The following is a 12,320-nucleotide window of genomic DNA, read 5'->3' on the forward strand; positions in this document are numbered from 1 at the left end:
AGGAGACAGAGATGGTCTCTGCGGGTGACAGAAAGTTAATTTTTTACATTAACTCTTCAGACGCACCTTTGTCTCCGCTGGTCCGGGCCGGGCATGCGCCCGCCATGGGGGCGCTTGTCAAAGCTGTAGAACTTGTCAGTGGCCAGTTGCACGTTGAGCTTTCCACCCAGGCATCGAGCATTGTGCGCCGACCTGCTCCGGACAGGCTGGATATAGAGTTTTTTGCCGCCGGGCTGCCTCGTGGTGCGCAGGCGTTTCCGAAAAAAAAACCTGTGGGCGGCTTCTGGAGTTTCTGGCCGCTCTCTGAAGCTCATGCGGCCTCCCGTGAATCTGCTGTACAAGGCGGCCCGAGCAGCCCGATGGGGCGGCAGGCGGTGGTTGGCAAGGTAAATACCGGCGGTCCCGAAGACTGGCCGGAAAGCAGGGCGCTTTCAACCGTAACACAGCCTGTGAAGCCGGATGGCGCCGCCCCCCTGACCGGAGAACGAGAGCAGGGAGCGGCCCGCGAAACTGGTGATACACCTGTCGGTAAAGACGCCGCCATTGATCCTGCTGCCGGAAGGCAGATGGAGGCGGGGCGAACTTCCCTCGGCGCAGGAAGTACGCCTGATACTGGTCATCAGTCTGTAAGCCCTGCGGCGGCTGGGGGGGCTGTTGTCTCAGGTTCCGTGCGGAATGCGTCCTCTGCAGGAATCGCAGCTACGCCGGGAGGAACGGCTGCTTCTGATCCGGCCACGTCCGGACAGGGGAAGCGTTCTGAGGCTGGTACTGTCTCCGGCAAGGTCAACGAGCAGACCGTGGGGATTCCCGCTGCCCGGCAGCCCGAAGAAGAAGTATCCAAGGAGCCGGAGGAACGCCCGGTAATCTATGTGGACGAGCAGGGAAATCCCGTTCCCAGGCCCATTAATCCGGAAATCGTTATGGAAGAAGCCGAAAGGCTTATTCGTGAACGCAAGTATATTGAAGCTCTGCCCCAGCTGGAAAAACTCAGAAGTCTGCCGGGACTGCATCCGGAAATGCTTGAAAAAGCCCTGTACTACATCAGCGACTGCACATGGGCGCGGTATGTGGATAATCCTCTGGCAGGATATGAGGCGATTGTATCCTCCACCAGCGAAGCGATGAACGCCAACCTGCGTTCGCCCCGTGTGCCCGAGGCGCTGCTGCGTCTGGGGCTGGCCAATGTCAATGTGGGCAACCTCGTTGATGCCGGCGGTTATATTGTTGCCCTTTTGCGCCGCTACCCGGACTATCCCGGTGTTGCCCAGGGGTTCACCGCTCTTGGCAAGGCACAGCTCAAAAGAGGTCTTGATGAAAGGGCAGAACAGTCCTTTTCTATGGTGCTGGATAAATACCCAGAATCTTCCTACCTGCAGGAAGCCTCCGTCGGATTGGCGGAAGCCTTCAACAGGCAGAAAAAATTTCAACATGCCCAACTTATTCTCGATTTTATAAGCAAGCGCTGGCCGCGCTATTATATTGACGAACCGTCTTTTCTGCTTTTGCAAGCGGGCAATGATGAGGCTCTCGGCAAGACCGGGCCTGCGCTTGGCCTATACTGGCTGTACTACAATCTTGTTCCCGGACATGAGGGTAATGACGAGCTTTTGCTGCGCCTCGGCGATATGTATGCCCGTCAGGGGGGCTGGATCAGCGCTGAATTTGTGTATCGCTATGTGGAACGGGTGTTTGCGGGTACGGCATCTGCCTCGGTGGCCCGTTTGCGCCTGGCGGAAAAAGGCATCTACGATTCACCCATCAGCTATACTGAAATGAGCGCGGTCTTTGCAAAGGATCAGGGCGGTGCCCTCTGGAAAGTATATACTGACCTCGCGGCTTCTTCCAGAACCGCGCCTGCGGCTGTTCTGGCCCGCCTGAAAGAGGCCATGTGGCTCTACTGGGATAAAAAATATACAGAAGCCATGGGAAAAGCTGCTGATTTTATTGACGCTTATCCTGAAAACGCCAATGTCCCCCAGGCCAAAGATCTTATCTGGGCGTCTTTTCAGCAGGAATTGAACAATTCATTGGCAGAGGGCAATTACGGGCGTATCCTGATTTTATGGAATGGCTTTCCCCTGGTGCGTGAACGCTATGGAGCGCTTGACCCACGTATGCGTTACGCGCTTGCCCAGGGCATGCTGGAACGCGGGGATGAAGCCGCAGCCTTGGGGATGATGGCAGAATTTCTGAAAAGTCCTATGGACCCCAATTACGGCGAAGCTGCTTTTACAGAATTTTTCAACCGTTATCTCAAGGCTGGCGCGTGGGACAAAGTGCTGGATCTGGGAAAGCTGGTTTCTACCTGGCCCATGAACAGGCAGTTGCGCAACCAGCTTGATTATGCCTTGGCGCTGTCCGCACAAAACCTCAATCTGACCGGGCCTGCACTCGCCATGTGGGCGCAGTTGGCCGACCGGCAGGATATACCGCTTTACCAGCGGGCCTATGCAACATATTTTTTGGCCCGCGATGCCGAGCAGCGCAAGGATATAAAAGATTCCTACGAACTGAACCGTAAGGTCATAGATCTTTTTACCCGACTTCAGGAAGAGCGTTCGGACAAGGCTGACCCGCAGCGCATCAAGGATGCCATGGCCGCACTTATGGATATCAGTGAAGTTGCCAACCGGGTTCCGGAGGCACTGGAGTGGGTGGGGCGCTATAATGCCTACGCGTCTCCCGAATCGCCAGAATATCCCGGCCTGCGCTTTCGTGAGGCACGCCTGTACCGCAAGCTCGGGGATGCGGCACGCGCTCAGGCATTGCTGGAAGATGTGGTACGCAACTATCCAAACTCTCCTTTTGCCCAGGCGGCGGCAGGAGAACTGCGAACATTTGAGGTTTCACGCGACTTGCAAAACTTTTTGCCCGGCGGTTCTTCGGAGGCCGGGCAGCCTGCGCCGGGGCAGGCTCGGGAAGAAGGAAAGGCCGCCTCCGCCCCGGCGGCTGCACAGTAGGTCGATGCCGCGTGGCGATCTGCCTGACGTGCCGGCAACCGGTCCGAGAAGCGCCGTACCGCCTCTTGTTGGCTTTTCAGAAAGCATGCTTACCGGTATAGTGCATCAGCCCCGTATGTTGCGTGGCAGCATGACCCGAAGGGAGATCATATGAAAAGAATGCGTCAAATCTGTTTTCTGGCTCTGCTGCTGGTGTTTACCACCGGCTGTACTGCCGCTCTACAGCGGGGAATGGTCGGGCCGACCTATGTGTCCACCGCCCGTCCGGCCATCAGTCTGGGAGTCAAGGATATGCCGCTTATTGCCGGAGGCCAGGGGCAGGTCAACCTGGACTGGACCGGTGTTATGGGCGGCCTGCCGGTGTCGGTCTGGATGGCGGCTTATGGTCAGGGGCAGCCGCGCTCGTCCTTGGCTATCGTAGCCCAGGTTGAACTGTCGCAGGGCTGGTACTGGAACAGCGACTCCACGCCGCCCTTCAGTGTGGATCAGGCCAATGAGGTTATAGGCGATACAACATTTGTCGCCTGCACTTTCATCGCGGACAGCTCGCGTGATCCTTTTGCCCTGCTGGCCGGTGTACAGCCGGACGGGCCCCCGGTGCGCTGGCTTGTGCGCAGCTTTACCTCACGGTTTAACTTCAATGCCGACAAGATTATTCTTGAGTATCGTGAACCGCTGCCGCCGCAGATGGAATTTCTCGAAGTGCTGACCATCGGGCAGACTGACCAGCTGATAGCTTTTGAACAGCGCGCCCGCAATGCCTTTGTGGTGGGGCCTGTTCCTGAAAACCTGAAAGGCCTTGCTGACCCGTATATGCAAAATGTGCGCTGGCAGTTTATGGATCAACGTTTTCTTGGCACTGCATCAAGATATGATGTTTTCAAGATGAACTGATCTATTATTAATAATCAGTTTTTATTGCATACAACCAGCATGGCAACGGCCGTCCAAAACATGTGTTTTGGGCGGCCGTTGTAAGTTAAAGATACTAGTGGCGCATAAAATTTTGGTCTATGGCGCGGCAAAAGTAAAAAACTGCTTCAAATACCTATAATAATGTTTGTAAAATGTTTTTTTTTATGGGCATTGCTACATTGACGAAATAATAAGGCATGTGTATGTTCTGCCAATTGGAACTCTGGATTTAAAAAAACTGATCTGTTTTGAAAACAAATGCGCCTTTTACAGTGCGTATTCAGCGGATCATTAAGATGACCATAAGGGGTAATTATGGACGATTATTTGAAAGAAGCCCTGGAAATTACCAGGGCACAAGCTGGTGTGCGCGTGATGAGCGAAGAAGAGATCGCAACCTTTATACAAAAGGTCGCTCTCGGCATCCGCGCTGTTGCCGAAGGTGAAGCTCCTTCCGAAATGGACAGTGCGGAAATGGCTCAGGAAGGCCGCAAGTCCGTCAAGGAAAAGTCCGTCACCTGCCTTGAATGTGGCAAGAGCTTCAAGATTCTGACCAAGCGTCATCTCGCCGGTCATGATATGACGACTGCCGAATACCGCGAAAAATGGGGTTTCAAGAAGGATGCCCCCCTTGTTTGCAAGGCTCTTCAGCGTGAACGCCGCAAAAAAATGAAAGACATGAAATTGTGGGAAAAGAGGCGTAAAGCCCAATAGCGTTTGCTTATCGGCCCGCCGTCAGGCGGGCTTTTTGTATCCTGCAGCCAGGCCGGGCAGTGTCGCTGTGGCGCAACGGCCCGTGGCGTAAGGGTTTATGGTCCGGAGCATAATAGGTTGAAAATGTATGTATACTGCTTTTTGCAATGCTCACTCGGGCTTCAACCGCGCAAATAAATGAAGATGCTACTTTGTCCGTAACTTCTTGGAGCAACGGTTGAAGCTGTAAAATATCTGGCTGCGGGCATCCGCTACACCGCGCAGGGCAGGGTAACGTAATCTGGCTTGGCAGTTTTTCGGATGCGCCTTTTTGCCGACCGTTAAACAATCATTTGAAGCGTTAATTGCTCTAATTGCTGCGAGGCGCGGCGCAGGCAGGCTGTTCGCCGTCTTCAGATTCCCAGGATCGGGTTATGACAGAACTTTATACGGCGGCAAATCCCGCCGAGGCACTGAAGCTTGTATCGCTTCCGGAAGATGAGCTTTTTGTCGGAGCTACGCAATTGCGCAGAGCGACTTTTGACAACAGGATAACGCTTTGTGCCATCATCAATGCACGTAGCGGCAACTGTGGCATGGATTGCCGTTTTTGTTCACAGAGCAAACATAACCATACCCCAATTGAAACCTTTTCCCTTTTGCCCGACGATGAGCTGCGAGGGCGAATCCTGGCGCTGGCCACGCAACCCGTAGCGCGCATAGGTGTGGTTACCAGTGGCGGGGCACTTAGCGGTGAGGAATTTGACCGTTTGCTGGGAGTGCTGCGCTCCCTGCCGGAGTATGTACTCAAACGTGTTTGTGCATCCCTGGGCAAGCTTTCTGCCGTTCAGCTTGCACAATTGATGGATATCGGTCTTGACCGATATCACCATAATCTTGAAACTTCCCGCCGGTATTATCCCAGCATCTGTACCACACAAACATGGGACCAGCGCAAAGCAACGGTGGAACGTGTGTTCGGCGCAGGTATGACGGCCTGCACAGGTGGCCTGTTCGGCCTTGGAGAAAGCTGGCGTGACCGTATAGATTTTGCTTTTGCCCTCAAGTCGCTGGGGGTGACGCATGTGCCCATGAATTTTCTGCATCCTCACCCGGAAACGCCGCTCGCGGGCCAGCCGCCGCTTACAGCCGGAGAAGCCTTGCGCATTGTGGCTGTTTTCAGGCACATACTGCCCACGGCTACCTTGCGCATCTGCGGAGGCCGACCGCTGGTGCTGGGGGCGCGGCAGAAAGAAATTTTTGCAGCCGGGGCGAATGCTCTGATGACTGGCGATTACCTGACTACTCAGGGCCGCGGCCTGGTTGATGATCTTGCCATGATTGATTCTCTTGGTCTGGAGGTTGATTGTGACCAGAGCTGTTGAAAAATGTTGCCCTGACCACATGTGCGAACCTTTGCGCGGCGTTTTTGTGGCGGGATCAGGTACGGACGTGGGTAAAACAGTGTGCGCGGGCGCTTTGTTGCGCGCCTTGCGGCAGATGCGTATGCCCGTTCAGGCTGTCAAACCGGTGCAGACAGGGATCCCTGCAAGCGCACATGCCGTTTCAGCACAATCTGATGCGGCCGTGTATACAGCCGCAGTGGCGGGAGTCGCCTCCACAGGCAGACTGCAGCCTGCGGCAATGCTGCATTGTTTTGAACTGCCCGCCTCACCACACCTTGCCGCTGCGCGGGAAGGAAAAAAATTGGATTGCATGAGCCTGCGTGGGGATATTCTTGCCCACTGGGCGACTGTTCCGGCCCGGGCCCTTTTGCTGGAAGGAGCAGGCGGCCTGCGTGTGCCGCTCAACGAAGATGAAGATATGCTGGATCTTATGGCAGTTCTGGGCTTGCCTGTTTTTCTTGTGGGCGGCAACTACCTTGGCTGCCTGAACCATATTCTTCTTTCCATTGATGCGCTGCGTCACAGCGGGCTTGAACTGGCAGGGCTTGCGCTTGTTCCTTCGGTCGACCCCGATGCCGGATGCCCCGGAGTTGATATCGCAGCCATGCTGGCGGACAACGCCCGTATTCTGCGTCACCGGCTTGGTCGGACCGGCAGTGATGCGCCGGTGGTAGAATTGCCGCGTCTGAAAAATCTGGACGAAGGTGGGTGGGACAAACTGGCCCGTTTGTTGACTCCTGTGGCCTTGCGCATGGCTCAGGCATGGTCCGAACCTGCCCTCGCCGGCGGGCAGGCATCTTCGGAAGAGCAGAATCTGGTACGCAGGGACAGGGCAGCAGTCTGGCATCCTTATGCCTCAGCCCTGGATTTTCCTCCGCTTAATGCCGTGCGACGCACCTGGGCAAACCGTATTGTTCTGGCAGACGGCAGAGAGCTTGTGGACGGCATGTCTTCGTGGTGGGCGGCTGTGCACGGTTACAACAACCCGCACCTGCTTGACGCCCTGCGCGTACAGGCCGGGCGCATGCCTCACGTCATGTTCGGGGGGCTTACGCATGAGCCTGCCGTGGCATTGGCCGAAAGGCTGCTCGGGCTTATGCCCGAAGGTCTTGAGCGCGTCTTTTTTTCCGATTCCGGCTCTGTAGCCGTTGACGTTGCTCTCAAAATGGCGCTGCAATACCAGTATGCCCGGGGGGAAACCGGGCGTACCTGTTTTCTGACTCCGCGCGGCGGCTATCACGGTGATACTATCGGGGCCATGTCTGTATGTGATCCTGTGACCGGTATGCACGGTCTGTTTGCAGGCATGCTGCCTCGTCAGCTTTTTATGGAGCAGCCTTCCTGCGGATTTGATCAGCCCTTTGACCCGGCCAGTCTGGACAATGCTCGTCAGATGCTTGAACAGCACGGCAAAAAGATCGCTGCCGTTATTCTTGAGCCTGTGGTACAGGGAGCAGGGGGCATGTGGTTTTATCATCCGGAGTATCTGCGCGGGTTGGCGCAGTTGTGCCGCGATGCCGATACGCTGCTTATCTTTGATGAAATTGCCACTGGCTTCGGACGCACGGGCAAAATGTTCGCGGCTGAATGGGCCGGCATCAGTCCGGATATCCTTTGCTGCGGCAAAGCTCTTACGGGGGGGGTACTCACCCTTGCCGCCACAGTGTGCAACAAGCGTGTTGCCGAGGGCATCTGCCGGGATGGCGGGGTGTTCATGCACGGGCCTACCTTCATGGCCAATGCTCTGGCCTGCGCTGTGGCGGGGGCCAGTCTGGACCTGCTTTCTTCCGGCAGATGGCGGCAACAGGTGGGAGATATTGAGCGCGACCTGCGCACAGGTCTTGCCCCGTGCAGGGATATGCCCGGCGTGGCCCATGTTCGTGTGTTGGGCGCAATAGGGGTGGTGGAGATGAAGGAGCCTGTCAACACGCGCACGCTACAGGCTTTTTTTGTGGATCAGGGGGTGTGGCTGCGTCCCTTTAACCGGCTTATCTACCTTATGCCGCCTTATGTGACTCCCGCCGGGGATACACTCCGGCTGTGTGCTGCGGTAGAGGAAGCCCTGCGCCAGGGGGCGCATTTGTCGTGATATTTCTTCTGATCTATATTGCGGTACTGTTTCTTCTGGCCTGGATTACGGCGCGGCGCGCCCCCGATAAGGAAACGTACTTTGTCAATGGCCGGCGCAGCTCCGCCAACGTGGTTGCCCTGTCCATTGTTGCTTCGTGCGTGGGGGGATCGGCCACTATGGGCATGGCCGGACTGGCCTGGCAAGTGGGAACTCCGGCCATATGGTGGCTTTTGTCCGGTGCAGCGGGCCTTGTCTTGCTGAGTCTTTTTCTGGCCCGTAAGGTACGCCGCAGCGGGGCCATAACCATGCCGGAAATGCTCACCACATTTCTTGGCGCGCCCAGCCGTCCGCTGGCATCGGTCATTATCGTGACGGCATGGCTGGCGATCCTGGCAGCCCAGTTCAGCGCACTGGCTACAATTATTGCGCCGTTGGCGGGGATTGACAAAAATGTAGCTATGCTTGTGGGGGCGGCTGTGCTTGTGGGACATACTCTGGCCGGGGGGCAGGCTTCAGTAATGAAGACGGATATCTGGCAGTTCGGCATTCTGCTCTTGTCCTTGCTGACGGCCTTGCTGCTTACACTGCATCTGGGCGGCGGCGAGGCCATTACTGCCGTGCAGGTTGAAGTTCTCAATGAGCAGTTCCCCGCATCAAAACTGCGTTATTTTCTTTGCATTCTCGGCGGCAGCTACGTGGTATGCCCCATGCTTTTCGGCAGAATGCTCAGCGCCCGCGATGAACACGCCGCCCGCAAAGGAGGCTTGATGGCTGCTGTGGGGCTGACGTTTACCGCAGCCCTTATAGTTATTCTCGGCATATCCTGCCGAGACCTGGTTCCTGCGGGAACACCGCCGGAACAGGTATTGACCACGGCCCTTTTGTCCCATCTGCCAGCGTGGGCTGCCACACTCATTCTGCTGGGCATTTTCAGCGCCATTTTTTCTGCTGCGGATTCATGCCTGATCACTGCCGCCTCTGTGTGCAGCAATGATATTTTGCGTAAACCCGGTGTGAAAACATGCCGCATCTGCTTGATTTTTCTCGGTTTGATGGGACTTGCCCTGGCGCTGCCCGGTAGAGGGATTCTTGCTTTGCTGCTTATGGCAAACGATATTTATGTTTGTGGCGTTGTGCCGCCGGTTTTTATAGGCATGTTGCTGCATGGTAAGGTGCAGTTCAGGCCCTGGGGCATGGCTGTGGCCATTCTTGGCGGGGGCCTGATGGGGTTGACAGCTGCACTCACGGGCAATAGTGACTGGAGTTTTGCGGGCTTGGCGTTTTCTTTGTTTATGAGTCTTGTGGCGGCGCGCCGTTCTCCCCAGTCTGTAGAGAAGGAGGCGGAGGTACAGGCAGGCCACGGAATATGAGCCTCGTGGCCGCCGCATCTGCCAGTTCTGAAACGTCCATGAGCTTTTCAAGCAGTTCAAGAAGATAAAAACGGTCATTTTCGCAGCCGTCTTTAAAATCTTGCTCCAGTTGGCCGGATTTGATGTATTTTTCAAGCTTTTCCAAATCGTTAACAGTCAACATGGCAGTCCTTCGCGGGTTGTCTCAACCTGGTTATACAGCGGCCTGTCAGGGTCGCGGCCAGGTTGAGCACTCGCTCTATTTCTTCTTTGGTGATACATTCAAAATGAATGCCGGCGCTCACACACACCGTGCAGTCCAGCGCATCGGCCAAGTGGCGCGCCATCCGGGCTGCCAGGATATCTTCGCGGTGTCCGGGCAGGCTTATCAGGTTTTGGACATGATTTCCTGTTTCCCGTGTGGACTGGGGGCTTGCCACAGCCACAGCGCCGATGTGGGCCTGGCCTCCGCTGCATATGACCTGCAGGTCACGCCCCAGGTGCAATACGCGTAAAGTCAGGGCAAGTCTGCCGTGTCTGGCAGTAAGTCTCATGTATCCCCCTGTCGATGAAGTGCCGTTGAAGGCGCGGACAGCATAGCGCACGGCGGCGTGTCCCGCAAGGATAGGGCGGACAGTGCGGATGGCGTCTGAAGATGGTTTTACTGGAGTGGCATGATGCTGGGGCCGTCCTTTTTACCTTGTCCTGATGACTGGAAGGGCAGATGCCCGCCACAGAGGCGTACGTCTGACTGTCGATTGGCGGAATGACTGCAGGTGAGAACAGCAAATTGTGTCGTGGTGCTGTCAAGCGTCTAAGCGAGCGCTCTAGGGAATTGCGGCGATGCCCGTTCAAGGTTGAAATGTTTTGTATCCGGAACATATATTCAGTTTTTCAGGTTGGCTGTTTTGATACAATGCTCTGTCTTCGCGGCGCGGGCGCTGCAAGACCGAAAACATCGGCATAGGCGACTGTCCCAAAGCGAAACTGCTCTTACGGGCGGGCAGCCATACCCGCCGGAACGTGCCATAGAACATGCAACAACGATATGGAGCTGCCATGACTTTGGATCCTACCAAGCACCCTGACTGGAAAATCGCTCTTGATGCGGAATCCAGCATGAAAACCGTTGAAACCCTTGCTGCAGAACTGGGCCTTGAAAAGGCTGAACTGCTGCCGTATGGGCATTATATGGGCAAGGTTGAGCAGCAGGCCGTGATGCAGCGGCTAAAAGACCGCCCCAACGGAAAGTATATTGATGTTACTGCTATCACCCCCACGCCTTTGGGGGAGGGCAAGTCTACAACCACCATCGGCCTTGTGCAGGGTCTTGCACGACGCGGGCGGCGTTCTTCAGCGGCTATCCGTCAACCTTCCGGCGGACCCACCATGGGTATGAAAGGCTCCGCCGCAGGCGGCGGGCTTTCGCAATGCATTCCGCTGACCCCCTATTCTCTCAATTTTACCGGCGACCTCCATGCCGTGGGCGCGGCCCACAACCTGGGCATGACGGCTTTGACATCGCGCATGCAGCATGAGCGCAATTATGACGATGCCACGCTGGAAAAACTTTCGGGTATGGCGCGTCTGAATATCGACCCCACCAGAATCAATACCGGCTGGGTCATGGATTTTTGTGTTCAGGCCCTGCGCAACATCATTATCGGCATCGAGGGTGATGGGCGACGTAATGATGGTTTCATGATGCGTTCGCACTTTGACATTACCGTTGCCTCTGAAGTTATGTGCATCCTTTCCATTGCCCGCGACCTGCGCGACCTGCGCGAGCGGATGGGACGGATGGTGCTGGCACATGACCGCAACGGCAAGCCTGTGACCACCAGCGACCTGGGCGTTGCCGGGGCCATGACTGCCTGGCTGGTAGAGGCCGCCAAACCCAACCTTATCCAGACCATTGAAGGGCAGCCCGTTTTTGTGCATACCGGGCCTTTTGCCAATATTGCCCTTGGGCAAAGTTCGGTCATTGCCGACAGGGTGGCGCTCAAACTCAGCGACTATCATGTGACGGAATCCGGCTTTGCTGCAGAAATGGGCTACGAAAAATTCTGGAACCTCAAATGCCATTATAGCGGCCTTGTGCCTGACGCAGCTGTTGTTGTGGCTACAGTGCGGGCGCTCAAAAATCACGGTGGTGCTCCCCAGCCCAAACCCGGTCAGGCACTGCCAGAGCCCTATACCCGTGAAGACGTGGGCCTTGTGGAAGCCGGATGCGCCAACCTGCTGCATCATCTGGGCATTGTACGGCGTTCGGGCGTACCCGCAGTGGTCTGCATCAATAAGTTCCATACCGATACTAAGGCAGAGGTCGACGCCATCCGTCGCATTTGCGAGCAGGCCGGAGCAAGGGTAGCCCTGTCGGAGCACTGGGAAAAAGGCGGAGAGGGCGCTCTGGAACTTGCTGACGCCGTTACGGACGCCTGCAATGAAAAGAACGAATTCCGGCCGCTCTACAATTGGAATTCGCCTCTTACCGAGCGCATCACGACCATTGCTCAGGAGGTTTACGGGGCTGACGGAGTGGAGTTTGAGCCGCTTGCAGCCCAGCGCCTCAAAGATTTGCAGGAAAGACCCGATGCTGATGAACTGGGCGTCTGCATGGTGAAGACCCAATATTCCCTGTCTGACAAGCCTGCGCTCAAGGGCGTTCCCAAGGGCTGGAGGCTGCATGTGCGCGATGTGCTTTTCTTTGGCGGCGCGGGGCTTGTTGCCCCGGTGTCCGGCGATATCAGCCTGATGCCGGGGACCGGTTCAAAACCGGCTTTCCGCAACATTGATGTGGACGTGGAGACCGGCAAGGTAACAGGACTCTTCTAGGGTATTTGAGTAGGATATTCCCTTCGGAGCAACAGTATAGACAAACTGCATTGCACCCCGTAAATGTCTGTTCACGAGGACACCAGGCAAC

General features: G+C 56.1%; 8 protein-coding genes. 7 read left to right on the top strand and 1 reads right to left on the bottom strand.

Going from position 1 to position 12,320, the window contains the following annotated elements; all coding sequences use genetic code 11:
* Positions 1-68 precede the first annotated feature (68 nt).
* The 6 genes from ACZ495_RS04265 (at position 69) to ACZ495_RS04290 (ending at position 9,415) form a co-directional block, all read left to right on the top strand.
* Positions 69-2,960 (top strand): tetratricopeptide repeat protein, encoded by a 2,892-nt coding sequence (locus tag ACZ495_RS04265; protein ID WP_464262680.1) that lies wholly within the window; start codon positions 69-71, stop codon positions 2,958-2,960.
* A gap of 150 nt (positions 2,961-3,110) precedes the next feature.
* A complete protein-coding gene (locus tag ACZ495_RS04270) occupies positions 3,111-3,854 on the top strand; it encodes a DUF4851 domain-containing protein (protein ID WP_012624929.1) in 744 nt (247 codons plus the stop codon).
* Positions 3,855-4,190: 336 nt separating this feature from the next.
* Entirely contained in the window at positions 4,191-4,589 is a 399-nt protein-coding gene (locus ACZ495_RS04275) for a Ros/MucR family transcriptional regulator (RefSeq protein ID WP_012624928.1), read from the top strand.
* A 413-nt stretch (positions 4,590-5,002) separates the two neighbouring features.
* Complete coding sequence (gene bioB, locus ACZ495_RS04280) at positions 5,003-5,953, top strand: biotin synthase BioB (protein WP_394027436.1); 951 nt, start codon at positions 5,003-5,005, stop codon at positions 5,951-5,953.
* On the top strand, positions 5,937-8,063 hold the full coding sequence (bioA, locus tag ACZ495_RS04285) for an adenosylmethionine--8-amino-7-oxononanoate transaminase (RefSeq protein WP_012624926.1): 2,127 nt from the start codon (positions 5,937-5,939) through the stop codon (positions 8,061-8,063). Before bioB ends, bioA begins: the two co-directional genes overlap by 17 nt.
* Positions 8,060-9,415, top strand: a complete 1,356-nt coding sequence (locus ACZ495_RS04290) for a sodium:solute symporter family protein (protein WP_464262681.1) — start codon at positions 8,060-8,062, stop codon at positions 9,413-9,415. Before bioA ends, ACZ495_RS04290 begins: the two co-directional genes overlap by 4 nt.
* A 149-nt stretch (positions 9,416-9,564) precedes the next feature.
* Here the strand turns inward: ACZ495_RS04290 and lpdD are convergent, their stop codons facing one another.
* A complete protein-coding gene (lpdD, locus tag ACZ495_RS04295; protein ID WP_464262682.1) occupies positions 9,565-9,948 on the bottom strand; it encodes a prenylated flavin chaperone LpdD in 384 nt (127 codons plus the stop codon).
* A gap of 505 nt (positions 9,949-10,453) precedes the next feature.
* On the opposite strand from lpdD, the gene ACZ495_RS04300 reads away from it, so the two are divergent.
* Entirely contained in the window at positions 10,454-12,229 is a 1,776-nt protein-coding gene (locus ACZ495_RS04300) for a formate--tetrahydrofolate ligase (RefSeq protein WP_464262683.1), read from the top strand.
* The last annotated feature ends 91 nt before the right edge of the window (positions 12,230-12,320 follow it).

The organism is Desulfovibrio sp. GTC20076, from assembly GCF_055385905.1.

What these genes read in the sequence shown, in the direction of transcription:
- ACZ495_RS04270 (WP_012624929.1), top strand. Translation starts at nt 3,111, where the DNA reads ATGAAAAGAATGCGTCAAATCTGTTTTCTGGCTCTGCTGCTGGTGTTT.
- ACZ495_RS04275 (WP_012624928.1), top strand. Translation starts at nt 4,191, where the DNA reads ATGGACGATTATTTGAAAGAAGCCCTGGAAATTACCAGGGCACAAGCT.
- bioB (WP_394027436.1), top strand. Translation starts at nt 5,003, where the DNA reads ATGACAGAACTTTATACGGCGGCAAATCCCGCCGAGGCACTGAAGCTT.
- lpdD (WP_464262682.1), bottom strand. Translation starts at nt 9,948, where the DNA reads ATGAGACTTACTGCCAGACACGGCAGACTTGCCCTGACTTTACGCGTA.
- ACZ495_RS04300 (WP_464262683.1), top strand. Translation starts at nt 10,454, where the DNA reads ATGACTTTGGATCCTACCAAGCACCCTGACTGGAAAATCGCTCTTGAT.